Source organism: Bifidobacterium sp. LH_419, assembly GCF_056356955.1.
Window position 1 is genome coordinate 127,784 of record NZ_JBKEVG010000002.1, and the last position, 16,969, is coordinate 144,752.

At 63.8% G+C, this 16,969-nt stretch carries 12 protein-coding genes; 8 read left to right on the forward strand and 4 right to left on the reverse strand.

Translation table 11 applies throughout. The features are described 5' to 3' along the window. Nucleotides 1–18: 18 nt before the first annotated feature. The 3 genes from AC1AYX_RS03145 to AC1AYX_RS03155 all read left to right on the forward strand — a co-directional run bounded on the left by AC1AYX_RS03145 (nucleotide 19) and on the right by AC1AYX_RS03155 (nucleotide 7,925). On the forward strand, nucleotides 19–5,472 hold the full coding sequence (locus AC1AYX_RS03145) for a carbohydrate-binding protein (RefSeq protein WP_476502138.1): 5,454 nt from the start codon (nucleotides 19–21) through the stop codon (nucleotides 5,470–5,472). Nucleotides 5,473–5,603: 131 nt separating this feature from the next. After that, complete coding sequence (locus tag AC1AYX_RS03150) at nucleotides 5,604–7,586, forward strand: glycoside hydrolase family 3 protein (protein WP_476502139.1); 1,983 nt, start codon at nucleotides 5,604–5,606, stop codon at nucleotides 7,584–7,586. A 117-nt stretch (nucleotides 7,587–7,703) separates the two neighbouring features. Then, on the forward strand, nucleotides 7,704–7,925 hold the full coding sequence (locus AC1AYX_RS03155) for a hypothetical protein (protein WP_476502140.1): 222 nt from the start codon (nucleotides 7,704–7,706) through the stop codon (nucleotides 7,923–7,925). A 536-nt stretch (nucleotides 7,926–8,461) separates the two neighbouring features. Here the strand turns inward: AC1AYX_RS03155 and AC1AYX_RS03160 are convergent. Beyond that, nucleotides 8,462–8,728, reverse strand: a complete 267-nt coding sequence (locus AC1AYX_RS03160; RefSeq protein WP_476502141.1) for a hypothetical protein — start codon at nucleotides 8,726–8,728, stop codon at nucleotides 8,462–8,464. On the opposite strand from AC1AYX_RS03160, the gene AC1AYX_RS03165 reads away from it, so the two are divergent. The 4 genes from AC1AYX_RS03165 (at nucleotide 8,727) to AC1AYX_RS03180 (ending at nucleotide 11,963) form a co-directional block, all read left to right on the forward strand. Next, nucleotides 8,727–9,296, forward strand: coding sequence for a cadmium transporter (locus AC1AYX_RS03165; RefSeq protein WP_476502142.1), 570 nt, complete (start codon nucleotides 8,727–8,729; stop codon nucleotides 9,294–9,296). The two genes, AC1AYX_RS03160 and AC1AYX_RS03165, sit on opposite strands and share 2 nt — an antisense overlap. Nucleotides 9,297–9,340: 44 nt before the next feature. Then, nucleotides 9,341–10,801 carry an L-serine ammonia-lyase gene (locus AC1AYX_RS03170; RefSeq protein WP_476502143.1) on the forward strand — a complete coding sequence of 487 codons (1,461 nt, stop codon included), beginning with the start codon at nucleotides 9,341–9,343 and terminating at the stop codon, nucleotides 10,799–10,801. Between the two features lie 153 nt (nucleotides 10,802–10,954). Further along, nucleotides 10,955–11,359, forward strand: a complete 405-nt coding sequence (locus AC1AYX_RS03175; RefSeq protein ID WP_476502144.1) for an FKBP-type peptidyl-prolyl cis-trans isomerase — start codon at nucleotides 10,955–10,957, stop codon at nucleotides 11,357–11,359. A gap of 121 nt (nucleotides 11,360–11,480) precedes the next feature. Continuing rightward, nucleotides 11,481–11,963, forward strand: a complete 483-nt coding sequence (locus tag AC1AYX_RS03180) for a GreA/GreB family elongation factor (RefSeq protein WP_476502145.1) — start codon at nucleotides 11,481–11,483, stop codon at nucleotides 11,961–11,963. Nucleotides 11,964–12,072: 109 nt separating this feature from the next. Here AC1AYX_RS03180 and trhA read toward each other — a convergent pair whose 3' ends face one another. Then, nucleotides 12,073–12,969, reverse strand: a complete 897-nt coding sequence (gene trhA / locus AC1AYX_RS03185) for a PAQR family membrane homeostasis protein TrhA (protein ID WP_476502146.1) — start codon at nucleotides 12,967–12,969, stop codon at nucleotides 12,073–12,075. A 144-nt stretch (nucleotides 12,970–13,113) separates the two neighbouring features. Between trhA and AC1AYX_RS03190 the strand changes: the two genes are divergently transcribed. Further along, on the forward strand, nucleotides 13,114–14,604 hold the full coding sequence (locus AC1AYX_RS03190) for a sensor histidine kinase (protein ID WP_476502147.1): 1,491 nt from the start codon (nucleotides 13,114–13,116) through the stop codon (nucleotides 14,602–14,604). 130 nt (nucleotides 14,605–14,734) lie between these two features. On the opposite strand, the gene AC1AYX_RS03195 is transcribed toward AC1AYX_RS03190, so the two are convergent. Together AC1AYX_RS03195 and AC1AYX_RS03200 are read right to left on the reverse strand one after the other, a co-directional pair. Then, a complete protein-coding gene (locus tag AC1AYX_RS03195; protein ID WP_034526413.1) occupies nucleotides 14,735–15,013 on the reverse strand; it encodes a WhiB family transcriptional regulator in 279 nt (92 codons plus the stop codon). Nucleotides 15,014–15,142: 129 nt separating this feature from the next. After that, the gene (locus tag AC1AYX_RS03200) at nucleotides 15,143–16,951 is read right to left on the reverse strand and encodes an FtsK/SpoIIIE domain-containing protein (protein ID WP_476502148.1); all 1,809 of its coding nucleotides are present in this window, start codon (nucleotides 16,949–16,951) and stop codon (nucleotides 15,143–15,145) included. Nucleotides 16,952–16,969 lie beyond the last annotated feature (18 nt).

Below are 16,969 nucleotides of genomic sequence, written 5' to 3' on the forward strand. Positions count from 1 at the left end.
CAGGAAGTTCGAAGGAGAATGATGAAACAACGAAGGCGAATCGGCCTCGCATTGACGGGACTTACGGTCTCGATGACCATGCTGGTCCCAATGAATGCCGCGTCGGCGGCCGATACTGGCACCGTCATCCGCAACAGCGGAGTCCAGGTCACGATGTCCTCGACGGAACACTCGCAGGAGTCAGGCTGGTTCTGGAACCTGACGGATAAGAACGCATCCAAACCCAACTGGACAGTCAGCAACGCGGTATCGGCCAAGGACGCCATCGACCTGACCAACGTCACCGACACCACCGATGAGAACATCACCGACATCTCAGTGGATGACACGAAAACCTACCAGACCATCACTGGTATCGGTACCTCCGTGGATGGCTCCACTGTGGGCAACTGGTGGAAAATGAGTGAATCCAAACGCGCCGAATTCATCAGGACGCTGCTTGACCCGGTCAACGGCATGGGACTGACCTCGTTCCGCCTGACTATCGGAGCCGCCGACTTCACCGACAAAGACTTCTACACCTACTACGATGCCCCGAATGCCACATTGAACGGCGCGGAACCCAACTGGGACGGCGACGGTGTGACCGGATTCAGCATTCAGAAGGACCGCGACGAACACATCATCGACTTCGTGCATGCGCTCCAATCCGAAGCCAAGAACCTCGGCGTCGACATCAGCTTCTTCGCCTCACCGTGGAGCCCGCCAGGGTGGATGAAGACCCCGACCAGCTCCAGCGCATCCTATGCGGACAATAATCTGCTGCTCAAGGGAGGTGATTTCAACAGCGAACATATCGACGACTACGCCAAGTACCTGGTGCGCTACATCGAGGAATACCAGAAGGAAGGCATCCCAGTCTCCGCACTCACATTGCAGAACGAGCCCTTGCTGGAAATCGATTATCCGAGTTGCCATATGACCGGCACGCAGGAAGCCAAGCTCGCCACCGCCATCAAAAGACAGCTTGCGGCCAGCACCGTGTTGAATGATGCTGAGAAACAGGTTCAGGTCTGGGCGTTCGACCACAACTTCGACGGTGCCGACGCCTACGTAAGCGAAATGAAGCAAAGCCCCGAGGACTGGGCCAACGTGGACGGTATCGCCTTCCATCCTTACGGCGGCAACCCCAGCACGATGGGAGCACTGAGCCAGGCCAACCCGGACAAGTCCATCCACCTGACCGAACGCTCTTGGTGGGGCACCACCGGAGCGAACTGGATGATCGACTGGTTCCGCAACGGCTCTCAGAGCTACAACAGCTGGGTCTCCATGCTCGACAGCGAAGGCAAGACCCACCACTGGGTCGGCACTCCCGATCCCACCACCTTCGTGCAGAACGCGAAGAACCCCGATGACGTGGTCAACACGCCTGAAGTGAACCTCATCAGCCAGTTCAGCCGGTACATTCGTCCGGGCGACGTACGTGTGGACAGCACCGCCGGCTCCCCGGACACGCTCACCAATGTGGCGTTCAAGAACCCCAAGACCGGTGAGGTCTCCATGGTGGTCGTCAATCGAACCGACAAAGAACAGAAATTCAAGGTCGTCAACAATGGTGCACAGTTCGTGTCCAGCGTGCCAGCCAAGAACGTCGCCACCTACCGGTGGCAGCCCATCGACCAGACCAAAGTGAAGGACGTGACCGCCGCCCTGACCTTGGCCGACGCCACCCTCGACGGCGCCGGCACCAAAAATGACACCGCCATCACCGGGCTCGACAAAACCAGCACCGTGGAATATTTGGTGAACGTTCGCAGAGCCGGCACGTACAAGGTGACGTACGCCCTCTCCGCCGCGAGCGGTTCGACACGCAACACGCCAGTCACGCTGTCCTCCGGAGGCAACGAACTCGGCACGGCACACTACTCGTCCGACAACGCCGTCACCTCCACCGCCCAGACCACGGTGACACTCGGCAAAGGCATCCAGATCCTACGTGTGGCCTTCCCCGAAGGCGGCGTGAACTATGCCGGCATCGCCTTCACCAAGACACAGGACACCGTAGGCATTCCCGGACGACTCGACGCGACGAACTACACCGATCGTGACGGAGTACGCATCGCCGACGGCAAGGCTGTCGCGATAGCCGACGGCGATCATCTCGATTACGCAGTGAACGTGCAGAAGACCGGCACCTATGACGTCATGGTCAGCGGCACCGGCGCGAACGTTTCAGGGAACGATGCAGAAGCCGTCCCCGATGCGGGCGATGCCGGCGCGGACTTCAAGACCGAGACAGGCGGCGATTCCACCCGGCAAGAACCCGGTGACGGAACGCCTGATGAGGATTCATCGAAGAACGGCACGAACCAGAAAGACGGCAACGCCGCCAATCCCACCGAGCCGAACACGGGCGATGAGTCTGAAGAACCGTCGCGCGACAACGGCTCCACCGTTCACGAATCCGCATACGTCGCCACACCCACGGACGTGGTCGCTGGGCATGTACGTACCGCAGCCGATACCACCACGGCCGACGTGAGCCTGTACTCCGTGGACGGCAATGGCACGGAGACCAAGCTCGGCGACTACGTCTACGGAACAAAGGCCACTGTCCAGCTCGCCAAGGGCACCGCCACCCTGCGCATCAAGCTCGACCGCGCCGCGCAATCGTTCTCGGCGATGGTCATCGGCAACGCCATCACGGCCGAACGGGAGCAGCTGACCGAAGGATCGCTCACCGGCAAAAGCGTTACCCTTGCACTGGCCGACGGCCAATTCGTCCAGACGTTTGATCCCGCGAAATGGACGTTCGACGACGCGCCCCACGGCATCGCATACACCGTCGATCGCGTAAACGACACCACGGCGCGCGTCACCTTCACTACGGAATCGGACGTCGACTTCGATAGCGACATGACCGCCACGCTGAACGTGGATGCCAGCCAGTACTCCGGTACGGCAGGCACCGCAATCAGTGCGCCGGTCACGTTCACCGCAGTGAACGATCCCGAATCGCTCTCCGCAGGCGAGATCGGTTACCAGGCCAAATCCGTGGACGTGACCATCACGGGAGGCACCTTCAACGACCACGTCGCCGACGACGGTGTGGTCTCGCTCACCGGCGATATCGCCGCATACGCGACGCTGACAAAAGCCGAACGCAAAGACGCCCACACCATCACCCTGACCCTCGACTGGACCGGGAAAACGCTGTACGGCGGCACCTCCGGCAGCTTGACGGTCGCGGCGAACGGATACGACGACAGCGACGGCCAAGGCGCTTTGTCCGCCGACCTGACCTTCAACGGCACCAACGACATGCCCGCCGGCATCACGGTTGGCGATCAGGAGGTGACGCTTGGCGGCGAGAACGCCAGACCATATCGCGGCGTCGAATCGCTGAGCGACAACCAGAAAAAGGGCGACTATCAGGACTACTACCTGAACGTGACCGAGGAAGGCGACTACACCATCACCTTCGGCGTATGGGACAACGGCGCCGTACCGAACGCCATCAAACTCTCCGGCGGCACCGGTTTCGCCACCGACAACCTCGCCAGCATCTCGCTGCCGAACATGTACAACGGCACCGGCGAATACAAAACGGGCCTGCACCTCAAGGCGGGCGGACAGACGCTGCGCTTCGAGCTCAACGCCGAGGGCGCGAGCCTATGGAACATCCGCATCGCCAAAGCGAACGCAGTGAAGACGAACGCCGATTCCCCGGCTACACTGGCACCCTCAAATGTCATCAACGGTTCCACTGACAAGGCATGGGCCATCCAAGGCTCCAACCCGAGCAACATCGGATGGGGCGAGGCCGACTCCTATCAGGATTACCTGGTGGACGTCGCCAAGACCGGCACGTACGTCGTCACCCTCGACGCGGCCACCGGATCCGACGGCGCCGTTGCACACATACAAACAGTCGATGGCTCCACGGCGACCGATCTAACGCAGCTCAACGTGCCGAACACCGGCTGGGACAATTACAAGACGCAGACCGCCACCGTGCAGCTGACCCAGGGCGAACACCGCATCCGCGTGCTCACCAAGGGGACCAGTCTCAACTACCGCAGCCTGAAGCTCACCCTGTCCAAGGCGATAACGCCCATCGCCGTCGGTGGTGACACCGTCTCCCTGAACGAAGACAAGGCCTCCGACTCCAACGGCAGCCTCAGCAACAACCAGAAGAACGGCAACTATGCGGAATACACGCTGAACGTCGCCGAGGAAGGCGACTATACGCTGACCTACGGCTTTTGGGTGAACGCCAAAGCCGTGCCGAACGCGATCAGGATCTCCGGCTCCGGATTGGAATCGGTATCGGTGAGCTTGCCGAACACCTGGGATGTGGCGAACACCGGAGAAAGACGTACGCGGATCCGCCTCGCCGCAGGCGAGCAGACGCTGCGCGTGGCACTGACCGCCGATGACGCCAGCATCTGGGATCTGCGACTCACCAAAGTCCATGCCACGGACGTCGGCACTGCAACCGGAACCTCCGGCCAGGTGAGACTCGCCACCGATGCGATCATTGGCGGCTCCGACGACAAGGCCTGGGGTCTGCAAGGAACCGGCAACACGCGTAACGTCGGATGGGGCGAGGAAAATTCCTACCAAGAGTTCTCCATCAACGCCAAGCAGGGTGGAACCTACCAGTTCAGCCTCAACGCCGCCACCAACGACCAGAACGCATCGGCCGTGATTGAAGAGGTCGCAGCGGACGGCAAAAGCACCGAGCTGGCCGCGCTGGACGTACCCCAATACGGTTGGGACAGCTACGCCACCACCGCATTGAAGAAGGTCCCGCTCACCGAAGGCGAACATCTGCTCCGCATCGTGGCCAGGGGAGGCGCGGTCAACTACCGGTACGCCAATCTCACGCTCCAAAGCGCAGACCAACCCATGCCGCCGACAGTGGACAAGACCCAGCTCAACAAGCTGATCGAACAGGCCCAGAACCGTAAGCCCGCCGACGGCAAGCAGTTCACCGCCGAATCGAAGGCCGCGCTGGATGAAGCACTATCCAACGCGCTCAAAGTCTCCGCCGACGGCACGGCCGCCCAGCAGACCGTGGACGACGCGGCACGGGTATTGCAGTCCGCGCTCGACGGACTGAAGGAGGAGGACAAGCCCACCAAGCCGACCGTCGACAAGTCCGCGCTCGAAGCACTGGTCGAAAAGGCCGAATCGCTGAAGCCAGATGACGGCAAGCGTTTCACCGCCGCGTCAAAGACGAACCTCGATAAGGCCATCGCCGCCGCGAAGTCCATCCTTGACTCGGATAACGCCACAAAGGAACAGGTCGAGGCGGCAAAATCCGCCCTCCAACAGGCCATCGACGGGCTGAAACAGGAAGTCATTCCGTCCAGCGGCAACGGTGCGTCCTCGGATCGCAAGACGAACACAGCGCTGAGCAAGACTGGCGCGGCCATCGGTGTCGCCTTGGCCGTCGCCCTCGCACTCGTTTGTGGTGGCGTGGCGCTTCTGCTCGCCAAGCGCGCCCGCAGCCGCCGTCGCTGATAGGGAAACGGGCGCCCGGAGACCTGTAAGAATACAGGTCTCCGGGCGTTCCCTTCAGCCGCGGCCATGAGCCGCATCCAACCTCAATATGAATATCCAAACGTTCTATGAATAAGGAACAAGGAACGACCATGCACAACCGTATTCGACGCCGCAATGCAGTGGCGACCACATTGCTTTCGATGGCGATCTCAGCATCACTGGTGTTTGCCGCAGTGCCGATGGCCTCGGCAAACGACGACGGAAACCCGCATCGGAAACCCGCATCTTCACATACGGAACCAGCCGCCACCATGGTGACCGCCCGGAACGATCGCGTCGCACGATTACTGGCCTCGATGTCCTTGGAAGATAAAGTCGGTCAGATGATGCAGCCGGACACCCGGCACATCACGCCGCAGCAGGCCGCTGAATACCATATCGGCTCCATACTGAGCGGCGGCGGTGCCGCCCCGGAATCAGGCAACAGCGCATCCGATTGGGCGAACCGCGCCGATTCCTACCAGCACGCCGTCATCAACGAGACCGGCATCCCGCTGCTGTACGGCGTGGACGCGGTACACGGCCACAACAACGTCGCCGACGCCACACTGTTCCCGCACAACGTCAACCTCGGCCAAACCGGAAACGCCGAACTCGTGAAGCAGATCGGAGCGATCACGGCAAGCGAGGTACGAGCCACCGGCTCCAACTGGGTATTCACGCCCACGCTGGGACTGCCCAAAAACGAACGATGGGGCCGCACCTATGAGGCATACGGTGAGAACGCAGATCTCTCGGCCAAACTCGGCGCCGCCTATATCGAAGGCTCGCAGGCGGGCGAAAGCGGCAGCGGGCTGGCCGGCTCGGACTCCGCCATCGCCACCGCGAAGCATTTCATCGGCGAGGGCATCACCAAAGACGGCGTCAACCAAGGTGATGTGCCTCTCGACTACAACAGCGAAGCATTCCGGAAGATTCTCGACAGCGAACTGCTGGTACCCTACCGGGCGGCCGTCCAGGACGCGAACGTCAGATCGGTGATGGTCTCCTATAACTCCATCGGCGGTGTAAAATGCCACGGCAACGCCGACCTGCTCACCAACGTGTTGAAACGAGGACTCGGATTCACCGGCATCGTCATAACCGACTACAACGGCATCGACCAGATTGAGGGCAACCTGAACTACGCCCAGAAAGTGGCGAAGGCCGTGAACGCCGGCGTAGACATGCTCATGGTGGACGAACACGAGGGAACCCAACCCAAGTGGATCGCGGCACGCCAGGCCGTCATCGACGGCGTGAACTCCGGGGATATCGCCATGGCGCGCGTCGATGATGCGGTGACCCGTATCCTCAACGTGAAGGATGAGATGGGTCTGCTGGAGAACCCACAGCTGGCCTACTCAAATAAGGAACTGCTAGCGCAATTCGGCGGCGAGGCACATCGCGCCGTGGCCCGCGAGGCCGTCGCGCAATCATTGACGCTACTCAAGAACAGGTCGACCGATGATGGCTCCACGTTGATGAACGACTTGCCGTCCATGAAGCGCATCGTCGTGGCGGGGTCGTCCGCCAACGACATCGGCATGCAGTCCGGTGGATGGACGATCACCTGGCAGGGGTCGGCTGGCGACATCACCAGCGGCACCACCATCTATGAGGGCCTCAAGACGGCCGGCAAAGAGAACGGCCAAACCGTCGATCTCAAGGAAGACGGTTCATTCACCGGAAACTATGATGCGGCCATCGTCGTCGCCGGGGAGAGCCCATACGCGGAATACGCCGGCGACCGCACTGCGGATCAACTGACACTACAGCAGAAGGATATCAATACGATCTCCAGCATCCGCAAAACGCATCCGAACCTGCCCATCATCCTGATACTGACCACGGGCCGAGCACTGACCATCACCGACCAGCTCAAGCAGGTGGATGCGGTGATCATGGCCGGGTTCCCCGGTTCCGAAGGAGAGGGCGTGGCCGATGTGCTGCTGTCCGCAGATCGGGACTTCAGCGGGCACCTGACGACTACCTGGCCGAAAGACGCCAACAACATCGCCAAGAAATATATCGATCCCAACACGGTACTGTTCCCGTACGGAACCGGGCTGGTCAAAAGCCAAGTGAACTAGTCCGCGAAGGAAACTGGTTGGAAGTGCCCGTGCCAAGTGGGCGGGCACTTCCGTGACATCTGGAATAGGAAGCGGGATTGTTTCTTATGCTCCGTCCTTGACCAATATGGGGAAGGCATGAGAGGATTCTGCCAGAGCCAAGGCTCTCTCCAGTTCAATCTTGGATTCTTCCAGCTTCGAAGTCTGCATGGCGATTTCCAGAATGGCCTGTTGCAACACGTAAGCATCATGCTGATCGGGAAGGAAATCGAAAGCCAACAGATCAGCAATCCGCTCTCAGGTTCCGTTTCGATGACCCGGCCAAAGGCGTTCCATCGGATTTACGGTATCCGGGGGTGAATTCGTTGCGGATAAAATCACCGAATGTAATCTGAAGCGCGGCTTCGGCTTTAGCCCGTTCGGTCGGATGAACCCATTGCTTGATGCCCTTCTCATGCTTGATGACGAGCTCATGCTCCTCATCAAGTCATCGATATGCCTCCGCTTTGAATTCCGGTTTGAACTGACGTTGTACTTTCTTACTAGGGTCGATCGGGTTCTTATACCGGACCTGCCACGCATACAGTTGTCCGTCAGAATCCAGTCTTGCTATGACCGATCCCCATTTGCTCCGGGTCCGTCCCGCGCGGGTGGAGTTCCTCCTCCTTGTAGCTCTGACTGGCCGATTGGACCTAAGCCTATTGCCCACCTCGGGGGTGCTTTTGCCCGTGTCGGCTTGTGCACCTAAAAATGCGCCTACATGCTTTTCCATTACAAGTTCCTTCGGTATTCCCGTGTTGCGCTACTTCACGTACGCCTCTGCAAGACCAGGAATGATTTAGAGAAAAGAAAAAGCGGGGACCTCCCCGCCAGCACCACAGGAAAAGGTGACTACCTTACTGACGACTGGGTTTACGAATAATGATGGTCAGGAAACCGAATGGCAGGATGTTGCCGGTCAGTGTGAGTACATCTGTCTGGCTGCGAGTATGGAGCTTGGCGGTGTCTGTTGTCTGAAGCTCGATATGCTCGAATCCCTGCGGGGGCACTTCCATCGTCCGCCATCGTTCGTCATCATCCGGAAACAAACCGCCGAAACATACGGCGGCTAGGCTCGTTCCCCGTCCCGACCACAATGCACCCGTGAAGGAGAGGAACGTCATGCCGTCCAGCTGGAGCCACGTCGACAAGGACACCACGACCGGACTGCCGATCATGCTCGCGCAGAACATCATCGTCGGTGCCGCGCTCACCGTCGGCGCGATCGCCTGCTCGGGCTTCTACCTCACGATGATCGGCAACGTCGCCTCGCTCGTGCCGTGGGCGCTCGTCGTCACGTTCGTCGCCGTCGCCTACACGTACGTCGTCGGCTTCGCGATCCTGTGGTGCGTCGAATCGTTCACCCTGCGCATGCGCGACAAGTTCAAGCCCATCGCCTACGGCGTCATCGGCGCGATCGGCTACGGCATCTGGGGCCTGTTCGTGATGACCTCGGTGATGAACTCGCTCGACCAGCCGCTCAACGGCGTCGTGCTCTCCAACGGGGACGTGGCCGCCGTCGCCGTCAACTACGCGGTGTTCGGCTTCGTCGCCACCATGCTCGGCCAGACGCACGGTCCGAAGCTCGCCGCCAGGCGCAAGGCCGCGATCGGCCTGCTCGTCGCGCAGATCGCGCTCGCCGCCCTTGGCCTCGTGTGCGCGGTGATGATGTTCTCCGCACTCGGCAGGTAGCCGGGCGGGCCAGACAGCCAGACAAGGCAGATAGGAGGAACCCCATGTTCAGCGTCCTCGACATGTTCTCCATCGGCGTGGGCCCCAGCTCGTCGCACACCGTGGGGCCGATGTCCGCCGCGCACGCGTTCGTCGCCTCGATGCGCGACGACGGGCTCATCGAACGCACGGACCGGATCAAGGTCACCCTGTACGGCTCGCTCGCGCTCACCGGACTCGGCCACGGCACCGACCGCGCCGTCATGGCCGGACTCGAAGGCAACGTGCCCGCCACCGTCGACACGCAGCACATGCTGCGCATCCGCGAGACCTGCGCGCTCGACGACACGCTCAACCTCGCCGGGGAGAAGCGCATCGGATTCCACTACGACAAGGACATGGTCTTCGAGCAGTGGAAGCGCATGGCGGCGCATCCCAACGGCATGCGCTTCCAGGCGTTCGACGCGGCCGGCAGCCTCGTCGACGAGCAGGTCTGGTATTCGATCGGCGGGGGATTCATCCGCCAAGGGCACCCGGACGACCTGATGATCGGCATCCACGAGCGGCCGCCGGAGGGCACCGCGTTCGCCGACGAGGACGAGTCCGCGTCCACCGACTTCGGCCCGGACGCGCCCTACCCGTTCTCCTCCTGCGCCGAACTCGTCGACCTGTGCCGTGAACGCCATCTGAGCATCGCCGAACTCGTGTGGGCCAACGAGACCGCCACACGCTCCGGCGTGCAGGTGCGCACCGCCATCGACAACGTGTGGCGCGTCATGCGCGAATGCGTGAACCACGGCTGCTCGTCCACCGAGCCCGTGCTGCCCGGTGGCCTCGACGTGCCCCGCCGCGCGCCGAAGATGTACGCGCGTCTCGCCTCCAACGCCGACGTGCTGCGCCGTGACCGGCAGCGCCATGACGCCGTGCTCGAAAGCTCCGACGCCGCGTGGGTGGACCTGTTCGCGCTCGCCGTCTCCGAGGAGAACGCCGGGGGAGGGCGCATCGTGACCGCCCCCACCAACGGCTCGGCCGGCATCATCCCCGCCGTGCTCCACTATTACTGGCATTTCGTCGACGACGCGAACGAGCAGGGCGTCGTGACGTTCCTGCTCACCGCCGGCGCGATCGGCTACCTGTTCAAGCGCAACGCGTCGATCTCCGGCGCGGAGGTCGGTTGCCAGGGCGAGGTGGGTTCCGCCTGCTCGATGGCCGCCGCCGGACTCGCCGCCGTGATGGGCGGCACCCCCGAACAGGTGGAGAACGCGGCCGAGATCGGCATCGAGCATAATCTGGGACTGACCTGCGACCCGGTCGGCGGCCTCGTGCAGATTCCCTGCATCGAACGCAACGCGATGGCGGCGAACACGGCCATCAACGCGGTGCGCATGGCCATGCTCGGCGACGGTTCGCACATCGTGAGCCTCGACCAGGCGATCCGCACGATGAAGGAGACCGGCGAGGACATGATGGCCAAGTACAAGGAGACTTCGAAGGGCGGCCTCGCCGTCAACGTGGTCGAATGCTGAGACGGTCGAACGTCGACCGCCGAAGTGGGCGAATGCCGATTGCCGCGCGCCGGTGGTGCTAGTATGGTCGGCATTGTGTCCGATTGAGGATGATGTTCCGTATGCGGGCGTGCGTCGTGTGGGACGCGCGCCCCGTGAGATAGGAGGCAGCCCATGGCTGATATGCCCACCGTGCAGGCCGAGTTCGGCACCACGCCCGTCATCGAGTTCCCGACCGCCGAGGCGCCGGCCGGTCTCAAGGTCGTCGAGGTCGTGGAGGGCGACGGTCCGATTGTCCGCCGCGGCGACACCGTCACCGTGAACTACCACGGCGTCGTGTGGGGCAAGAGCGAGCCGTTCGACTCCAGCTTCAACCGCCACCAGCCGGCCAGCTTCGGCATCGGCGTCGGCCAGGTCATCAAGGGTTGGGACCAGACCGTGCCGGGCCACAACGTCGGCTCCCGTCTCATCGTCTCCATCCCGCCGGAGTACGGCTACGGTTCGCGCGGCGTCCCGCAGGCCGGCATCGGCGGCGGCGACACGCTCGTGTTCGTGATCGACATCATCTCCACGCGCTGAGTACGGCGGCAGCGGATTCTTCAGGAAGCGCCGGGGATGACCGGCGCTTTCGCATATCCACGACAGACATTCACAGCATCCCCGTGCGCGTGACGCGCGCCGGGGAGGATAAGGAAGCGACATGGCAGAAGACGACAAGGACATCCTGCTTACGCAGGAGGCGTACGACAAGATGAAGGAGGAGCTCGCCTGGCGTGAGGGCGAGTACCGCGACGAGATCCTCGCCAAGGTGTCCGCCGCGCGCGCGGAGGGCGATCTGAGCGAGAACGGCGGCTACCAGGCTGCCCGCGAGGCGCAGCGCGTCAACCAGGGCCGCATCGACGAGCTCACCGTCAAGCTGCGTCACGCGAAGATCCTCACCGCCCCGCCGGCCGGCAAGGTGGGCGACGGCTCCCTCGTCACGCTCGACATCATGGGCCGTGAGAAGGTGTTCGTGCTCGGCACGCGCGACCTGTCGATCGCCACCGACCACGACATCATCAGCCCCGAATCCCCGATCGGCGCCGCCATCAACGGCGCCTCCGCCGGCGACACAGTGAGCTACAAGGCGCCGAACGGCCGCGAGATCTCCGTGACCATCAAGGAGTCCAAGCCGCTCGTGTGAGCGTGACGATACATATGCGCGTATGTGCATACGCGCGCATACGGAAAGGCCCTCCGGCCCCCAATCCAATCGGGAGCCGGAGGGCCTTTCCCGTATCCGTTCCGAGGCCTCAGACCCACAGTGCGACGATCACCATGTAGATGGCGACCATGTGGCAGGCGTACCCGGCGACGGTGCCGCAGTGGAAGATCTCGTGGAAGCCGAACACGCGCGGCCACGGATCCGGCTTGCGCAGCGCGTAGACGATTGCGCCGAGGATGTAGCAGGCACCGCCCGCGCACAGCAGGATCACGACCGCGGGACCCGCGTACGGCGACCGCCAGAACAGCGCCATGAACGCGAGTCCGTAGATGCCGAAGACGATGTAGACGATCGTGTACAGCCATCGCGGCGCGGAGATCCAGATCACGTGGATGATCATCGCCACGGCCGTGCACGTCCACATCGAGATGATGATGAAGTTGCGCCAGAACGGCTGGAGCGCGAACGAGACCGGCGTGTAGGTGCCGGCGATGAGCAGGAAGATGTTCACATGGTCGATGCGGCGCAGCACGTCGGTGACGTGCGGGCTCCAATCGCCCAGATGGTAGCAGGCGGAGTTCGTGAACAGCACGAGCGAGGCCGTCATGAACACGGCGCACGCCCATTTGAGGCCCGCCCCCTGCGCGAGGCAGATGAGCACGATGCCTGCGGCCAGCGACAGCGGCGAGGCGACCGCGTGGATCCAGCCGCGCATGGCCGGCTTCGGGCGTCCATGCACGTCGAGGCGGATCTTGCGTTCGACCTCGGCCGGCGCGATGCCTTCCAGCCTCAACGCTTTGGCCTCGCCCTTGGCGATGACGTGCTTGGCCTTCGCCTCCGCTTTGAGCCGGATCTCCTGCGCCTTGAGCTCGGCCTTGCTGCGTGCCGCGTCGGCGCGCGCCTTCAACGCCTGCTCGCGGGCGTCGACGACCGCCTGCCGTTTCTCCCTGAGTTGTTCGTCCGTCAGCTTCCCCGTGTATGCCATGCCGCCTCCGGCCCCTTCATGTATTGACGTATCCAGTACTTACGTTACCGTAACCTACGATAGCGTAGGTTACGGCGAAGTCAAGCCTTGCCGGGGCGGAAGGCCGGCGTCGCGAAGGACGCGGCGTTGCGTATGATGGGGGCCATGGCAGATTTCTCCCAGATACTCGCAACGCGGCCGGACCTCGACGACAGGGACAGGGAATGGCTGCACCAGCTCGTCGCCGACTGGCAGGTGATCGCCGACCTGAGCTTCGCCGACCTCCTGCTCATCATGCAGAACGGCGACGGCCGCTACGTCGTGGCCGAACAATGCCGTCCCTCCACCGTGATGACGCTGCGCACCGACGACGTCGTCGGCGACATCATGCCCGAGGCGATGACCGGCGAGCTCGATGCCGCCATGCAGTCGGCCGTCGTGTTCCGGTCCACCGTGCTGAGGACCGTCGGCAAGTCCACCGTGTGCAACGTGTACGCGCCCGTGCGCCACAACGGCAAGACGCTCGGCCTCGTCGTGCGCGAGACCAACATGGCGACGCGCGAATCCAACGGCCGCTACGAGTCCGAAAGCATCAACGCCGGCAAGCAGCTGTACGAGATGATCCCGCGCGGCCAGTTCCCGTACTCCGATTCGGTGATGAGCCAGCGCCATATGGCCCGTGTCGCCGACGGCTTCATCGTGCTCACGATGGACGGCATCGTCCGCTACGCCTCGCCGAACGCGATCAGCTGCTTCCGTCGCCTCGGCCTGCTCACCACCATGCAGGGCCATTACCTGAGCGAGCTCGGCGCCGACCTGCTGCGCGAACAGAACGAGCAGGTCGACGAGCAGCTGCCGCTCGTGCTCAGCGGCAAGGCCGCCGTCGACTCCGAAATCACCACGGACCGTTCCGCCGTGTCGGTGCGCTCGCTGCCCCTGTACGACATGAACGGCCGCACCGGCGGCATCGTCCTGTGCCGCGACGTCACCGAGCTGCGCCGCCGCGAACAGGAGCTGCAGACCAAGGACGCGGCGATCTCCGAGATCCACCACCGCGTGAAGAACAACCTGCAGGCCGTCTCCGCCCTGCTGCGCCTCCAGGCGCGCAAGACCAAGTCAGAGGAAGTCAAGAAGGAGCTCAAGGAGGCGCAGCGCCGCGTGCAGACCATCGCCATGGTGCACGAGGGCCTGAGCCAGACCGTCGACGAGGTCGTCGACTTCGACAAGGTGATCGCCAGCCTGCTCAAGATGGCCGTCGACGTCGCCACGATGCGCGACCAGCACATCGACATCGACTTCGTCGGCAAGTTCGGCATGATGCCCGCCCAGGACGCGACCCCGCTGTCGCTCGTGCTCACCGAGCTGATCACGAATTCCGTCGAGCATGGTTTCGAGGGACGCAAGGAAGGCCACATCACCATCTCGGTGGGACGTTCCGGCTCGAACCTGAGCGTCATCGTCGAGGACGACGGCACCGGCATCGACACGGAGGCCCAGGGCGGCATGGCGCGTTCCTCGGGCTCGGGCCTGGGCACGCAGATCATCAACACGTTCGTGACGAACGACTTCGGCGGCACCGTGCGCTGGGAGCCGCGTCGCGACGGCGGCACCCGCGTGGTGCTCGACATGAAGCTGCGCGCCGCCCAGACCGAGTGACGTTCGGGCGACGGGCGACGGTCCGGACATATGATGAGGCCCGGCTCCACAGGGGGCCGGGCCTCATCATTATGCAAGCGGAAAGCCGCGGCTCCGCCATGACGCGGGAACCACGGGGGAGATGCGGACCTCAGATCTGCATCTGCATGGCCTGCGAGCGGCGCAGACGCATCGCCTTGCGCTTGAGCTGGCGACGCTCGTCCTCGCTCAGGCCGCCCCAGACACCATAATCCTGGTTCGTGTCGAGCGCGCACTTGAGGCATGCGTCGATCACCTTGCAGGTGCGGCACACGGCCTTGGCCTCCTCGATCTGCTGGTATGCGGCACCCGTGTTGCCCACCGGGAAGAACAACTCCGGATCCTTGTCGCGGCACGCGGCCTTGGCGCGCCAATCGTAAGCACTGCTCATCGTCGTTACACTCCTGTCCGAGCCCTCTACATCCTGTCTTCATATACATAAGCACGTTCGCACGTCATTTTCAAGACTTTTCGCCAAAGAGATGAAGGAACGGCGGCGCCCGGCGGCGCGGCGCGCCCGTCAGCCGCCGGCCAGCACGCATTGCACCGGCGCGGCGCGCGCGTGGTCGATGAGGACCGCGCGCCCGGGCAGCACCATGTCGTCATGGTCGAACGACGTCCACAGGTCGCCGGGAATGCCGTTCATCTGGTCGGTGGCGCGGTCGCCGGTGGGGAACACCACGCGGATCGCGCAATGCTCCGGGATGCGGATGTGCCGGCTGGTATCGGCCGCGAACACCACGGTGACATGGTGGTCCGTCAGCGCCCCGCGCAGCTCGGCGCACAGCGGGTCATCGCCGAACGGGTCGAACAGGGGGCCGGCGTCATCGACAATCCAGACGAGCCGGGGGCGGGCGGACCGGGGAAGGGCGGGGCCTGTCCCGCGGGCGTCCCCACGCAGCATCCGGCTGCGATGGCCGTCCCCGTCGCGCACGGTGAGGCGCACGGCCGGCGCGTCGGCTCCGGTGTCCGCGAGGAGACGAAGCCGGACCACGTCGAGCAGATTCGTCTTGCCGCGGCCATGTTGCCCGATCACGCCGATGTTGCCGCGGTCCAACGGCAGACGGGCGACGTGGAGCGACACGCCGTCGTCGCGCAGGGCGAACGGCACGCCGCCGCCGGGGGACGCGGCGAGCGCATCCACGCGCCGCGGCAACGGCGCGGTGAAGAGCGCGGGCGGCGGGATCGAACCGTGCAGACGCGCGGCGGCGTCCACCGCGTCCACGATCCGCGGGATGTCCCGCGCGGCGGCGCAACGCCACGGGACGACCGCCTCGCCGTCGCTGCAGTACGCCACGCCGGGCAGCGACGGCGGGATGCGTGCGGCCTTCGTCGAGCCGATGATCTCCGTCGACTGCACGCCGTCGCGCACGCGCAGGCACAGTCCCAGCGACATGTTCGCCTTCATGTCGGCGGACACCTGTCCGGCCGGATGCTGCGTGCAGGCGATCACGTGCATGCCGAGCGCCCTGCCGAGCGAGGCGATGCGCACCAGCCGGTCCACCATGTCCGGCAGCTGGTCCTTCAATGCGTGGAACTCGTCCGCCACGATGACGATGCGGGGCGGCGCGTCGGTCCCCATGGATTCGACGTCCTGCGCGTGCGCGTCCGAGACGAGGCGTTCGCGGCGTCTGAGCTCCGCCTCGATGGCGTGCAGGGCGCGCGTGGCGTGCTTCAGGTCCAGGTCGCAGACGCTGCCGATGCAGTGAGGGAGCCGTTCCAGCTCCTTGAACGCCGTCCCTCCCTTGAAATCCAGGAACACGAACCGCAGGTCATCCGGCGTGTTGCGGCAGGCGAGCGCCAGACACCAGCTCTGCAGCAGCACCGACTTGCCCGAGCCCGTGGTGCCCGCCACCAGCGCGTGCGGCCCCTGCCGTTCCAGATCCAACCGGAACACGCCGTCGGCGCATACGCCGACCGGCACGTCCAGCGTGCACGGTTCCAGCCATCGCCGTGCGATCGTCCGCCAGGGCAACGCGTCGTCGGACGGAAGCAGCGCGAGCAGGCCTTCCAGCGGCACCGGTTCGAGCTGGTCCAGCTCCGTGCCGTCGTCGATTGCCTCGCGCCGTGCGCGGTCGTCGGCGCCGATGCCCGACGGGTCGCGGTCCCGGTTCCGGTTCCGCGCGTACTGGACGAGCAGCACGGCGACGCATCCGATGATCGACGGCGCCAGCATCAGCGCGAACATCCAGCGGCGCATGGCCAGCAGCACGGCGAGCATGACGATCTGGGCGGCGAGCGGCGCCGCCGTCGCCACCATGGTCAGGCGCTCCTCGCGGCGCGCGGGATCGTCGGCCGCCCTGCCGCGCGATGGGGTTCTCCGTGTCATGCCCCCAGTGTCCGGGGG